The following is a 20,723-nucleotide window of genomic DNA, read 5'->3' as shown; positions in this document are numbered from 1 at the left end:
GGCATTTACCGCCGCGTTCGTTGCGCAGCGGTCGCGCGGCGGGCGGCACAGACAGCAGGGCGCGTAGCTCAGCGGTAGAGCACTGCCTTCACACGGCAGGGGTCGCAGGTTCGAAACCTGCCGCGCCCACTTCAAACAAGAGGCCGTGAGTCCCCAGGGGCTCACGGCCTTTTGCTTTTCCACCTCCGGACAGGCCGCTGTTCCCCGGGCGGAGACGCCCGTTGGGTGCCGCACGCGGCCGGCGCGCAGTGTCGGGTTCCGGCGCAATCGGTGGGGGCGGGGCGTGGCCGGCGATCCACGGACTGTGCGACCTTCACGGCCGTGCCCAGGACATTGCGATTCACGTGGGATCAGCAGGGACGGGCGGTCGTGAGTGGCCTGCCGCCCGACGACGTGCTGGCGGACTACCTCGCCCAGGAGCTGCGGCCGGACCTGAACCGGGCGCAGGGGATGCTGCGCGTGCTGGCGGCCCTGCGTCAGGGACGGAGAGAGCGCTGGGACGTCACCGGCGACACCTGGAGCCTGGAGCTCAACCGGGTCCGGGCCTCCATCCACAGCGAGGTGGCCATCCCCGGACGCTCCCAGGACCTGTCCCTGGAGGAGTTCGAGGACGCCATCCGCTCGTGGGCGGAGTTCATGGAGCTGTCGCGCGCCTTCTGAAAAAAGAGGCCCGAGCCCTCATGCGCTTCGAGGGCCCGGGCCCGGAGCCCCACACCCCATGGGACCCACAGCCAGGAAGGTTTGTCAGCGAAAGGCGTCAGCTCTTCGCGGGGGCGGCCGTGTCCCGCCGGACGTCCGGTGACGCGTCGCCGTTGGGCGCGTGCGGCGGCGTGTTCCGCGCCTTCACCAGCGAGGCCACGATGCTGGCGCCCAGCACCAGCGCGATGACGCCCAGGGAGATGGCCGGGGACAGGTGCACCACGTCCACCAGCGCCATCTTCGCGCCCACGAACACGAGCACGCCGGACAGGCCGACCTTCAGATAGGTGAACTTCTCCATCGCGCCGGCCATCAGGAAGAAGAGCGAGCGCAGGCCGAGGATGGCGAAGATGTTCGACGTGAAGACGATGAACGGGTCGCGCGTCACCGCGAAGATGGCGGGGATGGAGTCCAGCGCGAAGAGCACGTCGGACGCCTCCACCAGCATCAGCGCCATGAGCAGCGGCGTCGCCAGCCGCCGGCCGTTCTCCACCGTGAGGAAGTGCTGCCCGTGGAAGTGCGGCGTGGAGGGGATGACACGGCGGGCGGTGCGCATCAGCCAGCCGTCCTCCGGGTGCTCCTCATGGTTGCGCTGGATGAAGAGCTTCACGCCCGTGATGATGAGGAAGGCGCCGAAGACGTAGATGAGCCAGTGGAAGCGCTCCAGCATCGCCACGCCCGCGAAGATCATCACCGCGCGCAGCACCAGCGCGCTCAGGATGCCCCAGAAGAGGACCCGGTGCTGGTAGAGGGCCGGGACCTTCATCGTGGAGAAGATGACGACGAAGACGAAGATGTTGTCGACGGAGAGCGACTTCTCGATGAGGTAGCCGGTGAGGAACTCCATGCCCGGCCCGGGGCCGTAGCGCCACCAGAGGAAGGCGTTGAACACCAGCGACAGACTCACCCACACCGCGCTCCACGCGGCGGCCTCCTTGAAGCTCACCGAGTGGGCCTTGCGGTGGAACACACCGAGGTCCAGCGCGAGCATCGCGAAGACAAAAGCGATGAAGCCGCCCCACATGACGGGGCTGCCGATGGTTTGGAATGATTCCAAGGCGTTCACCTGGGGAAGGCACTGAGAGGCAACCCCCCTCAAATAGGAGCGCCGGTACTCTTCGGCAAATAGAGAATCCGGACACGAAACTTCGGGAAAATAGAAGTGTTGTCCAGGGGAGCCAGACGGACAGGGGCTCTGGAGGCCCTTGTCGCGATGGGAAGTGTTCACTGCCGCCGCGGTTTGCAAAGGCCCCGGCTGAGAACGCTCTCACCGGGCCACCGAGACCAGCCGAGCGCCCGAACCTCCCGTGGCACGTGAGCCCGGGGCGGTGGGCGTGGGTGATGACGGCCGCCGGCGAAGGCGTCGCGGCCGCTGCCCGTCGTGTGGCCCCCGAGCACGGATACCCCCTGCCCGATGCGGAACCGATTTGTCTTCACGTCCAGCGCGCTGCTGCTGGCGCTCCATGCCTTTGGTTGTGGCGCGAGCCCGGAGGGCGACCCGACGAACCCGACCGGCGAGGTGAGCACCCCCGCGCCCAGCCCCGCCCCGGGCGTCCCCGCCACGCCTGTCACTCCGGCCCCCGAGCCTGAAGGCTCCCCGGAGCCCCTCCCGTCGGAGACGGAGGCCCCGGCCGACCCCTCCGCGCCCGCACCCACCGCGCCTCCGGAGGCGAGCCCCGCCCCCGCGCCCTCGGGCGTGGACGGCTTCGGCGTGACGATGCTGTACCCGTCCAAGCCGGGCGGTGAGGCGTGGGCGCTCGCGGACGACGCCACGGCGGACCCGCGCTTCGACCCCCAGGGCTCCATCACGCGCAACGCGGACGGCTCCTGGAAGATGAAGAGTTCGAAGGTCCGCATGAGCGCCTACCCGGCCACGGGCTACGACGCGAAGCAGATCCCCACGTACGACCGCGACGTGCTGGCGAGCCGCGGCTACATGCAGGCCGCGAACGACTGGAAGAACGTCGAGATGACCGGCTTCGTGAAGGTCAACGCGGCGGCCAACACGCAGGACAACTTCGCCTGGTACGCGCGCGGCGGGAAGCACAACGACAAGAGCTCCGGCTGCGAGGGCAGCAGCTACAAGGGCGGCCTGCACTACGACGGGCGCGTGCGCTGGGAGAAGGAGACCTGGCACGTGTCCTACGACCAGGTGCCGTACAAGGCGGCCACCTCCGCGCTGAAGGGCCGCTGGGTGGGCTTCAAGGCCGTCATGCGCAACGTGGCGGGCGCGAGCGGCGCGGAGGCCGTGAAGCTGGAACTGTACCTCAACGACAACGCCGACAAGGTCAGCTGGACCCAGGTCTATGACCTGACCGACGACGGGGCCTGGGGCGGCGACGCCCAGCACTGCGGCGGCTCCGTGGGGGCCATGCCCATCACCTGGGGCGGGCCCATCGCCACGTTCCGCTGGGACAACGCCACGGACGTGGACTTCAAGTGGCTGAGCGTCCGGGAGATCCAGCCCTAGACGGGCCGCACGCTTCATGTCCTGGAAGCATCAGGGGAGGGGGACCCGCACGGTCCTCCTCCCTTTTTTGTTCGCGGCCGGACGTGGCGTGCGTGGGCTTTCCGACAGGAGGGGCGCGCCGGGGTGCCGCTGGAAAGAGACGCCCTAGCTTCGCAGCCTAGCTGACGCCGGGGCCACGGGCCCCCTTACTCGAGGGACGACGTTCATGCGGATCACCTTCCTGGGTCATGCGGGCTTCGCGGTGGAGACCGCCGGAGCGCTCGTCGTCATGGATCCATGGCTGACGCCCCAGGGGGCCTTCGACTCCGCGTGGATGCAGCTGCCGCGCAACCACCACCTGGCGCCGCGCGTGAAGGAGCTCCTGGAGACGCCGGGCAAGGAGCGCTTCCTCTACATCAGCCACGAGCACAAGGATCACTTCGACCCGGAGTTCCTGGCCACCATCGCCAAGCGGGACTTCACCGTGCTGGTGCCGAAGTTCCGCCGCTCGGAGCTGCGGGACATCTTCGAGAAGTACGGCTGCAAGCGCGTCATCGCGTGCGAGGACTCGCGCGAGATTCCCATCAAGGGCGGCTACATCAAGCTCTTCGTTTCCGAGCAGGGCACCAACCGCGACTCCAGCGTGATGGTGCGCGGTGACGGGCAGTGCTTCCTCAACATCAACGACTGCAAGATGCACGACCGGCTGGTGCGCGTCATCGCGGAGGAGGGGCCCATCGACGTCTTCTCCGCCCAGTTCTCCGGCGCCATCTGGCACCCCACCTGCTACGAGTACCCGAAGGAGACGTACTCGGCCATCAGCCTGAAGAAGCGCGACAGCAAGTTCGAGGCGGTGGCGCGCGCGCTGGACGTGGTGCAACCCCGCGCGTACATCGCCGCGGCGGGCCCGGCGGCCTTCCTCGACCCGGCCCTCTACAGCCTGAACTTCGAGGACGTGAACATCTTCCCGCGCGCGCCGGCCCTCTTCTCCTACCTGGAGAAGCGCCTGCCCACGCTGCCCACGCGCTACCTGGAGCCCATGCCCGGGGACGTGCTGGACGCGGGCTCGCTGGAGTTCGTGTCCCAGGTGCCCGAGCGCGTGACGACGGAGAACTTCAAGGAGTACCTCCAGACGTACGCCAAGGACATGGCCTACGTCTTCCGCGAGCGCCGCCGCAACCTGATGCGCGAGGAGGTGGACGAAATCCACGGCCGCCTGCGCGTGGAGCTGCAGCGCAAGCTGGACCTGCTGGACCTGCATGACCGGGTGGGCATGCCGCTCTACGTGGAGCTGACGGAGGCGCCCACGCGGCTGTTGCGCGTGGACTTCAAGCAGCGCCGTGTGGATGAAGTGACGGAGATGCGCGACAAGAGCCGCTACGCGATGAAGGTGAACGCGAGCGACATCGTGCGCGTGCTGGACCGCAAGCTGAACTGGGAGGACTTCCTCCTGTCCTTCCGCCTGCGCCTGTCCCGCAACCCGGACGTGTACGAGCCCGTGCTGCACGGCTTCCTGGGCGTGGAGGTGGAGGACATCCGCGAGTTCTGCGACGGCATCCGCGCCACGGAGTCCCAGAAGGAGCGCACCACGGTGGATGCCGGCGGCAAGCGCTTCACCATCCAGCGCTTCTGTCCGCACCAGGGCGCGGACCTGGCCGAGGGCTGGGTGGAGGAGGGCCGCTACGTGGTGTGCCCGCGCCACCGCTGGCAGTTCGACCTGCAGAACGGCGGCGCGTGCAAGACGAACAACTCCACGCTCTGCGCGGAGCCCGTCGCGGACAAGCCGGAGGGCGGCAAGGTGGAGCGCGGCGGCGACAAGGCCCCTGTCCCTGTCGAGCCGCCGCGCGTCTGACGCTTCAGCTTCCCCGATAGGTGGAGAAGCCGAAGGGGCTCAGGAGCAGCGGGACGTGGTAGTGCTCGTCGGTCGCGGTGACCTCGAACACCACCTGCACGTACGGGTAGAAGCCCCGCTGACCCCGGGCCTGGAACCAGGCCCCGGTGTCGAAGGTGAGGCGGTACACGCCGGGCTGAAGCTTCGTGTTCGCGCCCGACAGGTCCTTCACCCGCCCGTCCGCGTTCGTGACGCCCCGGGACAGCTCCCGGAAGTCTTCACCCGAGCGGGCCTCCAGCGTGAGGGAGAGCCCCTCCGCGGGACGGCCCGTGCTCGTGTCCAGGACATGCGTGCTGAGGGTGCTCATGACGCGAGGAGCTTCTCCAGTCGGATGCGGGTGATCTTCGCCTGCTCCCCGGCCGCGATTCGCAGCTCCTCGTCCGGGGTGTGGTGCATGCGGTCCTGGAGCAGCTCCAGCATCTGCGCCGCGCTCTTGCCCGTGGCGCACACCAGGAAGATGAAGCCGTAGCGGGACTCGTAGTCCCGGTTGCCCTGGGCCAGGGCCTGGAGCACGCGCTCGTCCGCGGCGGCCACGCCCTGCTGCTCCTGTGACGACCACTGCGCGGTGGAGGCGAACTTCTCCCGCAGCCTGGACACGTCACCGATGCGCGGGTGGTGCGTGAAGGCCTCCAGCCAGTCCTCCGGCCCCGTGCGCGCCCAGGCGTCCACGGCCTCCGCGTACAGGTGCTCCGCGTCGCGGAACGGGCGGACAGCCAGCATCCGCTGGACCCACTTCGTGCTGCCGCAGCAGCGGGTGAAGGCCTGGGTGGCCTCCTCCGTCGTGGCCGTGTTCAGGCGCTCCAGCGGCGTGCTCACGCCGGCTCCCCGAAGAGGCGCAGCCGGCTGACGCCGCCATCCGGGAAGATGTTGAGGCGCACGTGGGTGATGGGACCCACGTCCTTCAGCTCCTTCTCGAAGACGTGGCAGTGGTCCGCCTGGAGCTTGGACTGGGGCAGCAGCTCCTTCCACTGCAGGTGCGTCGCGTTGGCGAAGTCCAGGAGCGGCTCCTCCAGGTGGATGCCCTCCAGCGAGCAGCGGTCCGGGAAGTTGCCCTTGAAGAAGTGGGTGTCCACCTCCGCGCGGCGCAGCGTGCCCGCCGTGGCCAGCTTCACGACGATCCAGTCGAAGCCCGGCACGCGCTTGCGGCGCGTCTCCCAGCCCTCGCCCATGTTCGCGGCACGGCCCGGGAAGATGAGGTTGTCCTTCGTGCCGAAGAACTGATCATTGCACGTGACGACGGAGCCGCCGTTGGCCGCCGCCGCCAGGTCCACCAGCCCCGCCTTCTTGAGGGCGTGCCAGTCCGGCAGCACCTGCCCGTGCACGCGCAGGCGCGCGACGCCGCCGTCCGGGTAGATGTTGAGGCGCACGTGGGTGAAGCGCCGCTCGTTCGCCACCGCGAAGAGGTTGCGCGAGCCGCCGCGCAGGCGCTGCTTGGGGACCAGCTCCGTCCAGCGCGACACGTCCTCCGCCAGCGACTCCGGCGACGGGTCCCCGTCCACCTCGCACGCGTCCAGGGAGGCGTACTCGGGGAAGTTGCCGAGGAAGTGGTGGGTGTCCACGTCGATGCCGTGGATGGCGCCGGGCAGGCCCAGCTTGACGATGCACCAGTCGTAGCCGGGCACGCGCTTGCGGCGCGTCTCCCAGCCGTCCATCCACTTGCCGCGCTCCGTGTACTTGTCCGCGATGAAGACGCCGCGCCCGGGCTCCAGCATCGCTTCCTTGGGCGCGAAGAACTCGTCGTTGGCCAGCAGGGCCTTGCCGCCCACCTTGCGTGCGGCCAGATCAATCAGGTCGGCGAAGGCGACGTGCATCGCCCCGGGTGCTTCGGCTTGCATCGGTTTTCCTCTCCCGGACTTGCCGGGGCTAGCCGCGCGGCAGCCACTGGCCGATGCGCGGGCCCGTCAGTCCCTCGGTGGCGTCGAAGATACGCTGGCCGCGCAGGTATGTCCTCAACACCCGGCCTTGCAGCTCGCGTCCGGTGTAGGGCGTCAGCCGGTGCCGGTGCCGGATGTCCTCCGGCGCCACCTTGAAGCGCGCCTCCGGGTTGAAGACGACGAAGTCCGCGTCCAGCCCCGGCCGGATGGCTCCTTTGCGCCCCGACAATCCGGCCAGCTTCGCGGTGCGGTGCGCCATGCGGTCCACCAGCACGTCCAGGCCCAGGTCGTGCGCGCGCATGCCCGTCCACACCGCGGACACGCTGAGCTGCAGGCCCGCGATGCCGCCCCACGCGCCGGAGAAGTCCCCGGCCTCCAGCTTCTTGAGCGCGGGCGTGCAGGGCGAGTGGTCCGACACCACCAGGTCGATGAGGCCGCTCTTCACCGCGGCCCACAGCCGCTCGCGGTTCGCCGCCTCGCGGATGGGCGGGGCGCACTTGAAGTGCGTCGCGCCGGCCTCAATCTCCTCCGCGGTGAAGGTGAGGTAGTGCGGGCAGGTCTCCACCGTGAAGGGCAGCCCCTCCGCCTTCGCCTTCGCGATGTCGTCCAGCGCGTCCGCTGCGGACAGGTGGACGATGTGCACGGGGCCGCGGTGCTTGCGGCACAGGTCGATCATCATCCGGATGGCGTCCACCTCCCACGCGGCCGGGCGGGACGCGAGGTAGCTGGCGTACGCGCGCACGTCGCCCGCGAAGGGCGGCTCGTGGTCCGTCAGCTCCGCGTGGACCAGCAGCGGCACGCCCGCCTTCGCGAGGATGGGCATGGCCCGGTCCAGCACGTCGCGCGTGGCGGCGGGGAACTCGTCCACGCCCGAGTGCACGAGGAAGCACTTGAAGCCGGGCGCGCCCGCGTCGACCATCGCCTGGAGCTCGTCCGCGTTGCCGGGGATGACGCCGCCCCACAGGCCGTAGTCGATGGCGCACTGGCCCGACGCGGCCTCCGCCTTGGTGCGCAGCGCGGCCAGGGACGTGGTGGCGGGGATGGAGTTGAGCGGCATGTCCACCACGGTGGTGATGCCGCCCGCCGCCGCCGCGGCCGTCGCGGTGGCGAAGCCCTCCCAGTCCGTGCGGCCGGGCTCGTTGATGTGCGCGTGGCAGTCCACGATGCCGGGCAAGAGCGCGTCGCGGCCCAGGTCCACCACGTTCGCGCCTTTCGGCACGTCCACCGTCGCGTGGATGCCTTCGATGCGCCCGTCGCGCACCACCACCGCCGCGGGGCGCGTGCCATCGGGCATCACCACGCGCTCGCTGCGAAACACCGTCACACCAGAAGCACTCACGTCTCGAACTCCGTCGTCGCGTAGTCCGCGAGCGCGCGGAAGTGGCGCTCGCTGTCATCCAGGTAGAGCTGCTTGGTGATGCCGCCCACCAGCCGGGGCAGGCTGTACTTCATGCCGGAGATGCTGGCGCCGCCGAAGCCCAGCGAGAGCAGGCACCCGAAGGTGTAGTTGAACACGCCGCCAAGCCATGGCGCGCTGCCGGGCTGCTTCTCCTGGAACTCGAAGGAGGGGCCCAGGTACGGGTGGCGCAGCAGGTCCGCGTGCCGCTCGTTCTCCGGCGGCGTGAAGCGGTCCTTCCACAGCGCGATGTGCGGGTGCAGCTCCGCCAGCTCCGGCCGCAGCGACAGGTCCGTGGTGAAGCCGGACGCGATGATGAGGAAGTCGAACGTGTGCGTCGCGTGCGGCGTGCGCACCACGGCCTGGCCGTCCTGCTGCTTCACCTCCACCCAGGGGCTCTCCGCGTGCAGGTGGAAGTGCGGGTGGCGGCGCGCGCGCTCGAAGGTGTCGCGCGGGGGCAGCTGGCCCATCTCGATGATCTGCCGGATGAAGCGCCAGCGCTGCGCGTCCGGCAGGTCGCCGTGGTGGCGCAGGAAGCCCGCGAACTCCGCCCAGCGGTAGGGGTTCACGTTGGGCAGCTTCTTGCGGCGGTAGAACAGGTCCACCTGGCCCGCGCCCGCCTCCAGCGCCACGGAGGCGTTGTCGAACGCGGAGGCCCCCGCGCCCAGCACGCCCACGCGCTTGCCCTTCAGCGCGGCGAAGTCGATGGGGTCATGCGTGTGCGCCCACAGCACGCGCGGCAAGGGCTGCACCTCCGGCGGTGCGTCCCAGCGGCCCGAGCCGTCGATGCCGGTGGCCAGCACCACCTTGCGGGCGAGCAGGAACTCCGTCTCGCCGTTGTGCGCGGCGGGCACCTCGAAGCAGTCCAGGTCCGCGCGCCAGCGCAGCGCGCCCGCCTTGGTGGCGCACTTCACTGGGATGCCCAGCACGCGCCGGTACCAGAGGAGGTAGTCCGCCCACAGCTCCTTCGGGATGAGGGCCACCTGCTGGAAGCCCTCCGCGCCGTGCTGCGCCTCGTACCAGGCGCGGAAGGAGAGGTTGGGGATGTTGTAGTCCGGGCCGGTGAGGTACTTGGGCGTGCGCAGGGTGATCATCCGCGCGAACGTCTTCCAGGGCCCGTGGAAGCCGTCCTTCCCGTCGTCCAGCACGAGCACGTTCGTCACCCGCTCGCGCATCAGCCCGAACGCGGCGCCCAGGCCGCTCTGGCCTCCGCCAATGATGAGCACGTCCAGGATGGGGCGGCCGTCCGGCGTGGAGCGCGGCGGCACCCAGCTCCGGGCCGGGTAGGACAGGATGTCCAGGTCACGGCGGAGGGCGTCTTCCAGCGCCTCCAGGCCCTGCGGGGGACGGTACGTCGAGGCCAGCGGGTCGCGGTCGGGCATCGCCCCGAAGCAACCCACGCCCGGATTCCCCGTGCAAGGGGGGGCCCGGCGGCAGGGGCGGGTTCCGGACGGCGGCGTCAGCGGCGGGAGGTGGGCCCGGCCGCCTGGGGCACGAGCAACTCGAAGCGCACGCGTGCGTTGTCCGTGCGCATCCCGGCGGGGCCCTCCAGCGTGCGTGCGTCGGCGGGCAGCAGGCCCTCCCAGACGCGCTGGCCGTCCGCGTACACGGTCAGCACGTCCGCGTCGATGCGGGCTCGCAGCACGTGCGGCTCCCCGGGGGAGAGCCGCTCCAACGGCTCCATGAAGCGCGGCCGCACGGTGGTGTAGCCGGCGTTGCCGCACTCGCGGCTCTCGTGGTCGTCCGGGTTGCGCTTGAAGTTGACGACGATGCCCGCGGACGGAGCGATGCGCCACATGGCGTAGATGACGTTGCAGCCATCCCGGGCGCGCAGCTTGAGGCCCACCTGTTCGCGCCGCTGGCCGGAGGCCAGTGGAATCACCGGGTCGGTGACGCCCAGCCAGGTGAAGCGCAGCTCCGCTTCGTCGCCCGTCGACTCCGGGACGACCGCGCGCTGGCGGGGCTCCTCGATGGCGAAGTGCGTGCCGTCCGGCGCGCCCTCCGCGACGTTCACGAGCCGCCCTTCCGTGACGTTCACGAGCTGCCCTTCGGTGACGTGCAGCTGCCGCCGCGTGACGGGGGCCAGGCCGTCCTTCGCGGGCGCCGGATCCGCGCGAAGCTCGCGCGTGCGGGAGGACACAGGGGATTGCATGGGCTTCCTCGTGCTGTTGCAGGCGCCGTGGCTCAGGAGCAGTCCTCCCGCCCACAGCATCAACACGCCTGCCGTCCCGAGCGCCACCCACCGCCGTTCTCGCGCGTCGCTCATGAGCCCGTTCCTCCCAGCAGCGACCGGAGCGTCTCCAGGTGCGCGCCCAGGTAGGCCTGCTCCGCCTGGAGCCGCGCCAGCTCCAGCAGCAGGTAGTCGCGGAAGCGGCGCACCTGCCGCGTCTGCAGTTGCTCCACCTCGCGCAGCTGCCCTTGCAGGTCCGACACCAGCGCGGACACCTCGCCCAGCCGCTGCTGTTCGCTCCGCTCGGTGATGCGCAGCTCGCCCAGCAGCTGGCGCACCCGCCGGGGCGCGCCGTCCACCGCGTCGCGCGTCTCCTGCCGGCGGCCCTCGCGGGCCTGGGCGTTGGCCCGGCCCTGCCAGAGGTGGCCCAGGTTGTAGCCCAGCGTGAGCTGGCCGAAGAGGGGCGTGTCCTGCTGTACGTCGAAGACCTCGTCGTAGCCGCCGCGCACGCTCAGGCGCCACGCGGCCGCCGTGCGCAGGCCGCCGGACAGGACCTCCACCTGATCATCCGCGGCCTCGAAGGCGCTGAGCAGCGCGCCCAGCGTCTGTCCTTCCGGCGGAGTGGGTTCGAGCGCCAGCTGCTCGCGGGCCTGGGCGGTGTCTCGCGCGAGCGAGCGCAGGTGATCCAAGCGCACCTGCACCGCGTTGAGCTCCTCCAGCGTCGCGCCGCCGTCGCGCAGGTCATCGCGCAGCTGCGCCACCAGCTCTTCCGCGCGGGGCAGGGAGGTGGCCAGCGCGCGGGCCCGTGCGTCCAGCGCCGCCGCTTCCCCCAGCCGCGTGCCGTGCTCCACGGCGCTCTGGAGCGCGGCGAGCGCCTGGTAACGGCGGCACTCGGCCTCCGCGCGCGAGCGCAGCGTGCGGCCCCGGTAGAGGCCCACGAAGTCGTAGCCCAGCCCCGCGGTGACGCGCAGCTTGGGCGAGCCCAGGGGCGTGTCGTCCGAGCCGCCCATCGCGTCGCCCGCGTTCACCGCGCCCACGCTGGCGAACACCTCCGGCGCCAGCTCCAGCGCCGCCTCCGCGCGCGAGGTGCCACGCACGCGCTCGCAGTAGCCCTTCGCGAGGTCCGCCTGGGCCCGCACCGCCCCGGCTTCTTCCGCCGCCGGGGCCATGCCCGCCCACAACCCGAGCCCCAGCAGGGCTCCTCTCGCGAGGCTCGTCCGCATCCTCCGCTCCCTTTCCCTTTCCAAGACGGGGCTCACAGCATCAACGGGGGACGGCCCAGGTGAAGCAGCGGCTCGCGCGCGCTGGGCGCGTCCCGAAGCTGGATCTCCACCATCACGCCTCGCAAGTGGTACTGGCGGATGGGGTGCTGCTGGGAGACCTCCCCCTCCAGCACGGGCCCCACCACGCCCACCTCGCGGCACCACAGGATCTTCAGTGCGCAGGTGTAGAGCGGAGTGCCAGCCCGGGCGTTGGGCAGGTTCTCGTAGGGCACGAAGGCCACCGTGAGGTGCTGCTCCAGCGCCTTCAAGTACGGCGAGCCGTGCACCACCAGGAGCAGCTGGTTGAAGCGGCGGATGCGTTCGTCCAGCGCGCGCACGTCCGCCTCCAGGCTCTTGCGCTGCGCCTCCGCCCGGGCCATCGCGAGCACCGACTGCGTGTACTCGCGCTCCAGCAGCAGCGTGTCCGTGGTCAGCCCCTCGGGGGCGTCGTCGCGGCCCAGGCCGTTCTCCGCGGCGGTGAGCCCCTCGCTCTCGCGCCGGAGCGTGTCCAGGCGCATGTCCAGGTCCACCGTCTCCTGCGCCAGGGACAGGTTGCTCTGCGCCATCTGCGCCAGGTGGTGGTTGGTGGTGAGCACGTCCTCGCGCTCCATCAGCTTCGCGCCGTAGAGCGCGCTCGTGCGCGTGCGCGCCAGGCCGCTGAACGCGCGGTTGGACTCGGCGATCTCCCCGCCCGCGCGCAGGTACTCCTGGCGCAGCGCGGACAGCCGCCTCGCCAGCCGGTCGCGGGAGCGCTTCTCGCCCTTCAGCGCCACGACGAAGCGCTGCTGGAAGGACCGCTCCGTGGCCACGGTGCGCTCCGCCTCCTGGAGGCGGTCGGAGGCCTCGCGCCGCCGGGCCAGCAGCCCGTCCCGCTCCGACTCCTGCTGCGCCGCCTGCGCGTTGAGCGCCAGCACGTTGGGGTCGGTGGGCGACAGGATGGTGGGCGTCACCCAGCTGCTGTTCCCCAGGAAGAAGCCCTGAACCGCGAGGAACGACATCAGGCCCAGGAGGATCAGCGCCAGCAGCACCGACCCCATGAACTTGTAGGCGGACACCGCGACGGAGTTGAGCCGGTTGGCGACCTGCTGCTTCATGACGGGGTTCCCTCGCCTGCGGAGTTGGAGGTGAGCTTCGCGGGGGCGGGGGAGGGCGCCGGGGCCTGCGCCGGCGTCGGGCTGCCGCGCGTCTCCCAGCTCCCGGAGTCGAGCGTCAGGAGGGCCAGCGGCGTGAAGAGCGCGTACGTCACCGGCATGAGCAGCGCCATGGGCAGGAAGCTCACGGGATGCACGCGCCGGTCCTCCGGCAGGTAGCGCGTCTCCAGCCGGTAGATGAAGCCCAGCAGGCCAATCACCAGGAAGTGGAAGGCGAGGATGTCCCAGAACTCGCCGTTGAGCATGTTGTGGACGATGACCACCGGGTACGCCAGCAGCAGCGCCAGCTGCGACACGTAGTGCACGGTGATGACCGGGTGCAGCCGCCACGCATGCGACAGGCCACAGAGGAGGTCCACCAGGTTGGAGCGCCGCCACCGCAGCTGCTGGCTGAAGTAGCCCGCGAGCGTGGAGGGCGCGGCGGTGAAGCAGTACGCGTCCAGCGTGTAGACCGTCTCGTAGTCGTGCTTGACGATCTGCCGCGTGAGGAAGCGGTCCTCGCCGTACTTGATGGGGATGCCCGCGATGGCGCGCGCCTCCAGGATGGGCTCCAGCTCCAGCAGCACCGAGCGGCGGTACGCGGTGAGGCAGCCGGACAGGCACATCACCTGGCGGAACGAGCGCTCCAGGTCCTTCAGCCACTTCTGGGCGAAGTGGAACTTGATTTCGATCATCCGCGTCAGCCAGTTCTGGTGACGGTTGATGACGAAGGTGCGGCCGCCCACCGCGGCGACGTTCGGGTGCACGAAGCGGCGGATGAGCTGGCGCACGGCGCTCTTCTCCACCACCACGTCCGAGTCCACGGAGACGATGATCTCCGCGTCTTCCGCGGCGCGGACGCCCCGGTTGATGCCCTTGCGCTTGCCCATGTTCTCCGGGTTGCGCATCACCCGGACGTTGGGGTGGCCTTCCGCGGCCTTCGTGGCCCACGCGACGCTGTCGTCGCGCGAGCAGTCATCCACGACGATGATCTCCGTCAGCTCGCGCGGGTAGTCCTGCTCCAGCAGCGCCCGGACGGTGTGGTAGATGCCCTGGCCTTCGTTGAACAGCGGAACGACGATGGCGACCTTCGGGCGGTAGGTGTCATCCACCCGCTCGAACCGCCGCCCCTTCAGCCGCCGCAGGAAGGGGCCGAGGAGGTAGCGGTTCATCAACACGACGATGAACAGCAAATGGATGGGAAACAGTTCCATCGGCCCCGCACGCCCCCTCACGCCCCGGAAGGGCCCCGGAACCTCCCGGAGCCCTTCCTTCCGTCCCCAAGACGGCCGCTCCACCCCTGTGAAGCGCACGGAAGGTTGGGGTGTCTCGCACGTCCCGCCAACTGACCGGGACCGGTGGGCCGAGGGCTGTCAGGGAGGCTTCATCCGCCCTGACCGCGCGGAGGACTTCAGGTGCCGGCCAGCGTCACCGTCACCGGGAAGGCGAAGGGCGGGCCGTCGCCGGTGCAGTTGACGTTGTAGCTGCCCGTGAAGGTCGCCGTGACCGCCGCACCCGCGGAGGCGCGACCGCCCGTGCCTTCGGTGATGTCCAGGGAGAAGGAGCACTCCACCTCCGGGTCCTCCGGAATGGGGAAGGTGCAGGTGCCCGGCTTCATCGTGAAGGTGTACTCGCCCGTCATCGTCGCGGTGAGGTCGCACTCGAGGGGCGGGAGGGACACGGTCAGCCCGTTCCGGGTGCTCGCATCCTCGGTCAGGACGAGGTTGGTCTGGATGGGCTCTCCCTCCTGGGGGACGCCGGGGATGACCATCGTCATCAGGACGGGGTGGGTGCCCGTGACGTTGGAGCGCGTGTACTCAATCTGAGCGGGGTCCTGGGTGTCGTCATCCCCACCGCACGCGGCGCAGAAGAGGGAGAGGGCGGCGGCGGACGTCAGGGCGAGGCTGCGGAGCATGGGGTCGGTCTCTCGGATGGGAGCGGAAGGATGACGGCCGCAGGAGACGCGGCGGCATGGCTGGAATTCAAACGCTCGATGCGCGGGGCAGCGCCGCCGCCAGGGCCAGGTCCCGCGCCAGCTCCGCCTCGCGCGCCTGGCGTTGGGCCGGAGTGCTGAACGTGATGGCCGCCAGGGACTCGGTCGCGGCGGCGGCGATGCGGTCCACCCCGTCGCGCGAGATGACGCCCGCGTGGAACGCGTCCACCGCCGCGCCCACGTACGTGTCGAAGAAGAAGACGTGCTGCGCGCGCCATTCATCGCGCTTCGGCTGCGGCGTCTCCACCACGTCGTGGATGAACACGGCGCGCACCGCCTGGGGCAGGGCCGCGCGCATCCGGGCGCCGAACTCCACGTCGCCCTGGCCGCTGTCGCCCACGAAGACGAAGCCGTACTCGGGGAAGAGTCGCGCGTACTGCTCGAAGTTCTCGAACTTCTTCTGCGCGATGCGCGTGTTGCCCAGGAGGTAGAAGAAGCTGCCGGACAGCATCACCGCCAGCGGCACGCCGCGCTTGCTCAGCGAGTCCAGCGTGGCGTTCTCGATGAGGCCCAGCGGATCCTGCGGACGGGCGCTCACGAACACGAGGTCGCCCGCGCGGCCCGGGATGATGCCGGGCCCCCGGTCCAGCTCCTGGTAGAACGCGAGCACGCCCGGGTACACCGTCTTCTTCGGGTAGCGCGGGTCCACCCAGTTGGCGAAGAACGTGTCGTCGATGTCGCTCAGGACCTTGTTCTCCCCGCTGGGGAAGGCCTCCGCCTCGCGCTGGAAGTGGGCGAGCAGCTCCGCGCGCAAGGCCCCGTCGTCCACGTCGTCGAACACCAGCTTGTGCAGGTCGTGGTACTCGCCGCCTGCCTCCAGCAGGTTCTTGAACCCGGTCAGCTCCCGGCCCTTCAACCCCAGGAACAGGTCGCGCAGCCGCACTTCCGCCTGCGCGTGCGTGGCGCCTTTCTGGAGCGCGGTGGCCAGCGACGCGCGCACCGGCAGGGACAGCTCCGCCGCGCGGCGCACGCACAAGAGGTCCAGCAGCGCCGTGTGATGGTCCGGGCCCACGATCCGGTCATCCAGGTCCGACATCAGGCGCACCAGGTCCACGTTGGACAAGAGGAAGTTCAGCTCCTCGGGGGTGGCGCCCTCCAGCAGGTCCAGGATGCGGCGCTCGTCGTCCCGGTCCGTGTGGCCGGTCATGTCCCGGCGCAGCGCCTGGAGCTTCGTCGTCGCGGTGGACAGGTCCATGCGTTCCTTCCCTTGCTGTTGGGCCGTGCAGCCTATGCCTCCGGCTGAAGGCCGGACCAGCCCCCGTGACAGGCGCGGCGGTTCCTGATTGCCTGCGCGACATGACGTCGTCCCCGCCCTCCATGCCCCTCGACCTGCGCCCCGACGAGGTCCACGTCTGGCTCGTTGAACCCGAGCGCATTGAAGACCCGCGCCTGCTGGAGGCCTACAAGGCCCTGCTGGACCCCGGCGAGCGCGAGCGGCAGCGGCGCTTCCACTTCGAGCGCCACCAGCGGCAGTACCTCGTGTCCCACGCGCTGGTGCGGCTGACGCTGTCGCGCTACGCCCCCGTCGCGCCGGAGGCCTGGCGCTTCGTCCCCAACGAGTACGGCCGTCCCGCCATCGTCGGTCCGGTGGGGCAGTGGCTGCGCTTCAACCTGAGCCACACTGACGGCATGGCCCTGGTCGCGGTGGGCCGGGACGTGGACCTGGGCGCGGACATCGAGGACGCGGAGCGGCCGGGGGAGACGGTGGAGATCGCCGACCACTACTTCGCGAAGACGGAGGTGCAGGCCCTGCGCTCGCTGCCGAAGGAGCACCAGCGTGCGCGCTTCTTCGAGTACTGGACCCTGAAGGAGGCCTACATCAAGGCACGCGGCGCGGGCCTGTCCCTGCCGTTGGATCAGTTCGCCTTCGACCTGGTGCCGGGACAGATGCCCGGCATCGCCTTCGACCCGCGGATGAACGACCTGCCGGACGTGTGGCAGTTCATGCAGCACAAGCCGTCCGCCCGGCACCAGGCGGCGATTGCCTTCCGCAGGCCCCGGGGCGGGGCGCTCTCCGTGCGCTGGCAGCACACCGTGCCGCTCGCCGGGGACATGGCCCCGGTCATCAAGACGGCCTAGGTCGCGGCCGTCATCCAGCGCGTCAGGTCCTCGCGCACGGCGGCCAGCACCGGCGGCCCGTGCGTGCGGATGAAGAAGTGCCCGCCCTCGAAGTGGCGGATGCGCACGTCGGCGGTGGACTCCTCGCGCCAGTGCTCCATCATGTCCAGCCCCACGTGCTTGTCCCCCTTGCCCGCGTACACGGACAGCGGGATGTCCAGCGGGGCCGCGTCCTGGCCGTTCTCCGACCAGGCCAGCGCGAAGTCCGCGCGCAGCGTGGGGAGGATGAGCTCCAAGAGCTCCTTGTGCTGGAGGACCTCCTCCGGCGTGCCGTCGTACTCGCGCAGCTTCGCGATGAAGCCCGCGTCATCCAGCGTGTGGATGGGCTCCCGCTCGTTGTGCGACGGCGGGGGCGCCGCCGCCGCGATGAAGCCCAGCGGCTTCGGGCCGCCCTGGCGCTTCAGCGTGCGGGCCACCTCCAGGCCGATGCGCGCCCCCATGCTGTAGCCGAACAGGGCGAAGGGCCGGTCCATCAGCGGCGTCAGCGCCGGCATCAGCACGTCCATCAGCTCCGGCAGCGACTTGAGCGCGGGCTCCATCAGGCGCCGCTCCCGCCCGGGCAGCTGCACCGCGCACAGCTCCACCCCCGTGGGCAGCGCCATGCTCCAGGGCGTGTAGATGGCCGCGCTGCCGCCGGCGAACGGCAGGCAGAACAGGCGCAGGCGCGGCTCCGGAAGCGGCTTGCGGGAGGGGAACCAGCGATCGAGGACGGGAGTGGAAGCGCTTGCCATGGCGCGGCCGTCTATACCATGCGCCCCCCGCGGGGAACGCCCTCCCGCACGCGGCGTGGGGCCCCGGGACACGCACCCGGAGTGGGCCCGTGAAACATCCGTCCCAGCAGGTCGGACGGCCATGTTTCACCGCCCCCTCCCTCATGTCGCATCCGGCGTGTGTCACCGCCGGAGACGCGGAAACTTTCATGGCCACGGTTGGGCGCGGGGAGGGTTGTGGTAGCTTGCTTCGCCGTGAGCTACGAGCTTTCACATCTTGAGGCGCTGGAAGCCGAGTCCATCTTCATCATCCGGGAAGTCGCGGCGGAGCTGGATCGGCCGGTGCTGCTCTTCTCGGGTGGCAAGGACTCCGCGGTGATGTTGCACCTGGCGGTGAAGGCCTTCTGGCCCGCGCCGCTGCCGTTTCCGCTGATGCACGTGGACACGGGGCACAACTTCCCGGAGGTCATCCAGTATCGCGATGAGCGGGTGGCGGAGCTGGGCGCGCGGCTCATCGTCGCGTCCGTGCAGGAGGCCATCGACGCGGGCAAGGTGACGGAGGAGAAGGGTCCTCGCGCGTCCCGCAACCGCCTGCAGACGCAGCCCCTGCTGGAGGCCATCGAGAAGAACGGCTTCAACGCCGTCTTCGGCGGTGCCCGGCGTGACGAGGAGAAGGCCCGCGCGAAGGAGCGCGTGTATTCCTTCCGCGACGAGTTCGGCCAGTGGGACCCGAAGAACCAGCGGCCGGAGCTGTGGGCGCTCTACAACGGCCGTCACCGCCGGGGTGAGCACCTGCGCGTCTTCCCCCTGTCCAACTGGACCGAGCTGGACATCTGGCAGTACATCGGCCGGGAGAACGTGGCGCTGCCGTCCATCTACTACACGCACCGGCGCGAGGTGTTCCGCCGGGACGGGATGCTGATGGCCTGGTCGCCCTTCATGGCCATGATGCCCGGCGAGACGGTGACGACGGAGACGGTGCGCTTCCGCACCGTGGGCGACATGACGTGCACCGCGTGCGTGCCGTCCACCGCGTCCACGGTGGAGGAGGTCATCACGGAGGTGACGGCCTCCCGCGTGACGGAGCGTGGCGCCAGCCGCGCGGACGACAAGTTCTCTGAGACGGCGATGGAAGACCGCAAGCGCGAGGGATACTTCTAGTGGAACTGCTGAGATTCGCGACCGCGGGCTCCGTGGATGACGGCAAGAGCACCCTCATCGGGCGGCTGTTGTACGACACGAAGTCCATCCTCGAGGACCAGCTCGCCGCGGTGGAGCGCACGAGCCACGCCCGGGGCGACGAGTACGTCAACCTGGCGCTGCTGCTGGACGGCCTGAAGGCCGAGCGCGAGCAGGGCATCACCATCGACGTGGCGTACCGCTACTTCTCCACGGCGAAGCGCAAGTTCATCATCGCGGACACGCCCGGACACCTGCAGTACACGCGCAACATGGTGACGGGCGCGTCCACGGCGGACCTGGCGCTCATCCTGGTGGACGCGCGCAAGGGCGTGCTGGAGCAGACGCGCCGCCACGCGTTCATCGCGTCGCTCTTGCGCGTGCCGCACCTGGTGCTGTGCGTGAACAAGATGGACCTGGTGGACTACGACCAGGGCGTCTTCGACCGCATCCGGGAGGAGTTCCGCCAGTTCTCCATGAAGCTGGACGTGTCCGACCTGTCGTTCATCCCCATCTCCGCGCTGGGCGGGGACAACGTGGTGACGCGCTCGGAGAAGATGCCCTGGTACCAGGGCCCCACGCTCCTGCACCACCTGGAGAACGTGCACATCGCGTCCGACCGCGACCTCATCCACCTGCGCTTCCCCGTGCAGGGGGTCATCCGGCCCGCGTCCGCGAAGAAGTTCCACGACTACCGCGCGTACTCCGGGCAGCTCCTGGGCGGCGTGATGCGTCCGGGTGACGAGGTGATGGTGATGCCCTCCGGCTTCACCACGCGCATCAAGTCGCTGGAGCTCGCCGGCAAGCCGCTGACGGAGGCGTTCCCGCCCATGTCGGTGAACGTGTCGCTGGAGGAGGAGCTGGACATCAGCCGCGGCGACATGCTGTGCCGCCCGGGCAACCCGCCCACCGCGAGCCAGGACATCGACGCGATGGTGTGCTGGCTGTCGGACTCCACGCAGCTCAACTCCGGGTCCAGGCTGGCCATCAAGCACACCACGCGCATGGCGCGCGCCATGGTGAAGCAGCTGCACTACCGGCTGGACGTCAACACGCTGCACCGCGACGAGCAGTCCTCCGGCCTCAAGCTCAACGAGGTGGGCCGGGTGACGCTGCGCACGACGGTGCCGCTCTTCTTCGACGAGTACCGGCGCAACCGCAGCACCGGCAGCTTCATCCTCATCGACGAAGGCACCAACGCCACCGTGGGCGCGGGGATGATCAACGGCCCCGCCGTGGACAGGTAGGGAATGGCGATGCAACAGCGTCCGGGCTTCATCCTCTGGTTCACCGGCATGTCCGGCGCGGGCAAGAGCACGCTGTCCGCGGCCGTGGCGCGGCAGCTGTCGCCCGTGCAGCGCGTGGAGCTGCTCGACGGGGACGAGGTGCGCACGTACCTGTCCCGAGGCCTGGGCTTCAGCCGCGCGGACCGCGAGGAGAACGTCCGGCGCATCGGCTACGTGGCGCGCGTGCTGGCGAAGCACGAGGTGGGCGTCATCACCGCGGCCATCTCGCCGTACAAGAGCTCCCGGGACGAGGTGCGCGCCCTGGCCACCCAGGCCGGCATCCCGTTCCTGGAGGTCTACGTCCAGGCCAGCCTGGACGCGCTCATCGCCCGTGACGTGAAGGGGCTCTACAAGAAGGCCCTGGCCGGGGAGATTCCCCACTTCACCGGCGTGTCGGACCCGTACGAGCCGCCCGAGTCCCCTGAAATCACCGTCCGCTCCGACGCGGAGACGGTGGATGCGGGGCTGGAGCGCATCCTCGACACGCTGAGGGACCGGGGGCTCCTGGCTCCCGCGGCGAGCGCCGCCTAGGCCGCCCCTCAGGGAAGAGGCCCAGCGGGAAAGAA

20 protein-coding genes and 1 tRNA gene are annotated in these 20,723 nt (G+C 70.1%); 8 read left to right on the top strand and 13 right to left on the bottom strand.

Features of this window, described 5'->3' with window-relative positions:
- Window positions 1–57: 57 nt before the first annotated feature.
- Both NR792_RS10095 and NR792_RS10090 read left to right on the top strand, forming a co-directional pair.
- Window positions 58–129 (top strand) — tRNA-Val (locus NR792_RS10095).
- A 240-nt stretch (window positions 130–369) separates the two neighbouring features.
- Window positions 370–660: a hypothetical protein gene (locus NR792_RS10090; protein WP_375759848.1), complete on the top strand. Its 291-nt coding sequence runs from the start codon at window positions 370–372 to the stop codon at window positions 658–660.
- Between the two features lie 97 nt (window positions 661–757).
- Here the strand turns inward: NR792_RS10090 and NR792_RS10085 are convergent, their stop codons facing one another.
- Window positions 758–1,723 carry a TerC family protein gene (locus NR792_RS10085; protein WP_375761597.1) on the bottom strand — a complete coding sequence of 322 codons (966 nt, stop codon included), beginning with the start codon at window positions 1,721–1,723 and terminating at the stop codon, window positions 758–760.
- A 390-nt stretch (window positions 1,724–2,113) separates the two neighbouring features.
- Between NR792_RS10085 and NR792_RS10080 the strand changes: the two genes are divergently transcribed.
- Both NR792_RS10080 and NR792_RS10075 read left to right on the top strand, forming a co-directional pair.
- Window positions 2,114–3,169: a carbohydrate-binding protein gene (locus tag NR792_RS10080; RefSeq protein WP_375759847.1), complete on the top strand. Its 1,056-nt coding sequence runs from the start codon at window positions 2,114–2,116 to the stop codon at window positions 3,167–3,169.
- 205 nt (window positions 3,170–3,374) lie between these two features.
- A complete protein-coding gene (locus tag NR792_RS10075; protein WP_375759846.1) occupies window positions 3,375–5,000 on the top strand; it encodes a Rieske 2Fe-2S domain-containing protein in 1,626 nt (541 codons plus the stop codon).
- A 4-nt stretch (window positions 5,001–5,004) separates the two neighbouring features.
- Here the strand turns inward: NR792_RS10075 and uraH are convergent, their stop codons facing one another.
- The 11 genes from uraH to NR792_RS10020 form a co-directional block, all read right to left on the bottom strand.
- On the bottom strand, window positions 5,005–5,346 hold the full coding sequence (gene uraH, locus NR792_RS10070; protein WP_014397447.1) for a hydroxyisourate hydrolase: 342 nt from the start codon (window positions 5,344–5,346) through the stop codon (window positions 5,005–5,007).
- A complete protein-coding gene (gene uraD, locus NR792_RS10065) occupies window positions 5,343–5,855 on the bottom strand; it encodes a 2-oxo-4-hydroxy-4-carboxy-5-ureidoimidazoline decarboxylase (protein WP_375759845.1) in 513 nt (170 codons plus the stop codon). The genes uraH and uraD overlap by 4 nt, the downstream gene beginning before the upstream one ends.
- Entirely contained in the window at window positions 5,852–6,874 is a 1,023-nt protein-coding gene (gene alc / locus NR792_RS10060; protein WP_375759844.1) for an allantoicase, read from the bottom strand. The genes uraD and alc overlap by 4 nt, the downstream gene beginning before the upstream one ends.
- A 28-nt stretch (window positions 6,875–6,902) precedes the next feature.
- Window positions 6,903–8,252, bottom strand: a complete 1,350-nt coding sequence (allB, locus tag NR792_RS10055; protein WP_375759843.1) for an allantoinase AllB — start codon at window positions 8,250–8,252, stop codon at window positions 6,903–6,905.
- On the bottom strand, window positions 8,249–9,691 hold the full coding sequence (locus tag NR792_RS10050) for an NAD(P)-binding domain-containing protein (protein ID WP_375759842.1): 1,443 nt from the start codon (window positions 9,689–9,691) through the stop codon (window positions 8,249–8,251). Before NR792_RS10050 ends, allB begins: the two co-directional genes overlap by 4 nt.
- 77 nt (window positions 9,692–9,768) lie before the next feature.
- Window positions 9,769–10,575: a hypothetical protein gene (locus tag NR792_RS10045; RefSeq protein WP_375759841.1), complete on the bottom strand. Its 807-nt coding sequence runs from the start codon at window positions 10,573–10,575 to the stop codon at window positions 9,769–9,771.
- Window positions 10,572–11,702, bottom strand: a complete 1,131-nt coding sequence (locus tag NR792_RS10040) for a hypothetical protein (protein ID WP_375759840.1) — start codon at window positions 11,700–11,702, stop codon at window positions 10,572–10,574. Before NR792_RS10040 ends, NR792_RS10045 begins: the two co-directional genes overlap by 4 nt.
- A 32-nt stretch (window positions 11,703–11,734) precedes the next feature.
- On the bottom strand, window positions 11,735–12,835 hold the full coding sequence (locus NR792_RS10035) for a hypothetical protein (RefSeq protein WP_375759839.1): 1,101 nt from the start codon (window positions 12,833–12,835) through the stop codon (window positions 11,735–11,737).
- Window positions 12,832–14,085, bottom strand: a complete 1,254-nt coding sequence (locus NR792_RS10030; protein ID WP_375759838.1) for a glycosyltransferase — start codon at window positions 14,083–14,085, stop codon at window positions 12,832–12,834. The genes NR792_RS10035 and NR792_RS10030 overlap by 4 nt, the downstream gene beginning before the upstream one ends.
- 197 nt (window positions 14,086–14,282) lie before the next feature.
- On the bottom strand, window positions 14,283–14,786 hold the full coding sequence (locus NR792_RS10025) for a hypothetical protein (RefSeq protein ID WP_375759837.1): 504 nt from the start codon (window positions 14,784–14,786) through the stop codon (window positions 14,283–14,285).
- Window positions 14,787–14,853: 67 nt separating this feature from the next.
- Window positions 14,854–16,059, bottom strand: a complete 1,206-nt coding sequence (locus NR792_RS10020) for a phosphatase domain-containing protein (protein ID WP_375759836.1) — start codon at window positions 16,057–16,059, stop codon at window positions 14,854–14,856.
- A 101-nt stretch (window positions 16,060–16,160) separates the two neighbouring features.
- Between NR792_RS10020 and NR792_RS10015 the strand changes: the two genes are divergently transcribed.
- Window positions 16,161–16,943, top strand: a complete 783-nt coding sequence (locus tag NR792_RS10015; protein ID WP_375759835.1) for a 4'-phosphopantetheinyl transferase family protein — start codon at window positions 16,161–16,163, stop codon at window positions 16,941–16,943.
- Here NR792_RS10015 and NR792_RS10010 read toward each other — a convergent pair.
- Window positions 16,940–17,713 (bottom strand): thioesterase II family protein, encoded by a 774-nt coding sequence (locus tag NR792_RS10010; protein WP_375759834.1) that lies wholly within the window; start codon window positions 17,711–17,713, stop codon window positions 16,940–16,942. The two genes, NR792_RS10015 and NR792_RS10010, sit on opposite strands and share 4 nt — an antisense overlap.
- Window positions 17,714–17,947: 234 nt before the next feature.
- Here NR792_RS10010 and cysD point away from each other — a divergent pair, with 234 nt between their 5' ends.
- Genes cysD through cysC form a run of 3 tightly spaced genes read left to right on the top strand, consistent with a single transcriptional unit; the run spans window position 17,948 to window position 20,688 of the window.
- The gene (gene cysD, locus NR792_RS10005; RefSeq protein WP_375759833.1) at window positions 17,948–18,853 is read left to right on the top strand and encodes a sulfate adenylyltransferase subunit CysD; all 906 of its coding nucleotides are present in this window, start codon (window positions 17,948–17,950) and stop codon (window positions 18,851–18,853) included.
- On the top strand, window positions 18,853–20,118 hold the full coding sequence (locus NR792_RS10000; protein ID WP_375759832.1) for a sulfate adenylyltransferase subunit 1: 1,266 nt from the start codon (window positions 18,853–18,855) through the stop codon (window positions 20,116–20,118). The genes cysD and NR792_RS10000 overlap by 1 nt, the downstream gene beginning before the upstream one ends.
- Window positions 20,119–20,127: 9 nt before the next feature.
- The gene (gene cysC / locus NR792_RS09995; RefSeq protein WP_375759831.1) at window positions 20,128–20,688 is read left to right on the top strand and encodes an adenylyl-sulfate kinase; all 561 of its coding nucleotides are present in this window, start codon (window positions 20,128–20,130) and stop codon (window positions 20,686–20,688) included.
- Window positions 20,689–20,723: the final 35 nt, after the last annotated feature.

Source organism: Corallococcus exercitus, assembly GCF_042231735.1.
GTDB lineage: Bacteria > Myxococcota > Myxococcia > Myxococcales > Myxococcaceae > Corallococcus > Corallococcus exercitus_B.
The sequence above is the reverse complement of the archived record's forward strand: the minus strand, read 5'-3'. Positions and strand labels throughout refer to the sequence as shown.

What these genes read in the sequence shown, in the direction of transcription:
- NR792_RS10085 (WP_375761597.1), bottom strand. Translation starts at nt 1,723, where the DNA reads ATGTGGGGCGGCTTCATCGCTTTTGTCTTCGCGATGCTCGCGCTGGAC.
- NR792_RS10080 (WP_375759847.1), top strand. Translation starts at nt 2,114, where the DNA reads ATGCGGAACCGATTTGTCTTCACGTCCAGCGCGCTGCTGCTGGCGCTC.
- NR792_RS10075 (WP_375759846.1), top strand. Translation starts at nt 3,375, where the DNA reads ATGCGGATCACCTTCCTGGGTCATGCGGGCTTCGCGGTGGAGACCGCC.
- uraH (WP_014397447.1), bottom strand. Translation starts at nt 5,346, where the DNA reads ATGAGCACCCTCAGCACGCATGTCCTGGACACGAGCACGGGCCGTCCC.
- alc (WP_375759844.1), bottom strand. Translation starts at nt 6,874, where the DNA reads ATGCAAGCCGAAGCACCCGGGGCGATGCACGTCGCCTTCGCCGACCTG.
- NR792_RS10050 (WP_375759842.1), bottom strand. Translation starts at nt 9,691, where the DNA reads ATGCCCGACCGCGACCCGCTGGCCTCGACGTACCGTCCCCCGCAGGGC.
- NR792_RS10045 (WP_375759841.1), bottom strand. Translation starts at nt 10,575, where the DNA reads ATGAGCGACGCGCGAGAACGGCGGTGGGTGGCGCTCGGGACGGCAGGC.
- NR792_RS10040 (WP_375759840.1), bottom strand. Translation starts at nt 11,702, where the DNA reads ATGCGGACGAGCCTCGCGAGAGGAGCCCTGCTGGGGCTCGGGTTGTGG.
- NR792_RS10035 (WP_375759839.1), bottom strand. Translation starts at nt 12,835, where the DNA reads ATGAAGCAGCAGGTCGCCAACCGGCTCAACTCCGTCGCGGTGTCCGCC.
- NR792_RS10030 (WP_375759838.1), bottom strand. Translation starts at nt 14,085, where the DNA reads ATGGAACTGTTTCCCATCCATTTGCTGTTCATCGTCGTGTTGATGAAC.
- NR792_RS10025 (WP_375759837.1), bottom strand. Translation starts at nt 14,786, where the DNA reads ATGCTCCGCAGCCTCGCCCTGACGTCCGCCGCCGCCCTCTCCCTCTTC.
- NR792_RS10020 (WP_375759836.1), bottom strand. Translation starts at nt 16,059, where the DNA reads ATGGACCTGTCCACCGCGACGACGAAGCTCCAGGCGCTGCGCCGGGAC.
- NR792_RS10015 (WP_375759835.1), top strand. Translation starts at nt 16,161, where the DNA reads ATGACGTCGTCCCCGCCCTCCATGCCCCTCGACCTGCGCCCCGACGAG.
- NR792_RS10010 (WP_375759834.1), bottom strand. Translation starts at nt 17,713, where the DNA reads ATGGCAAGCGCTTCCACTCCCGTCCTCGATCGCTGGTTCCCCTCCCGC.
- cysC (WP_375759831.1), top strand. Translation starts at nt 20,128, where the DNA reads ATGCAACAGCGTCCGGGCTTCATCCTCTGGTTCACCGGCATGTCCGGC.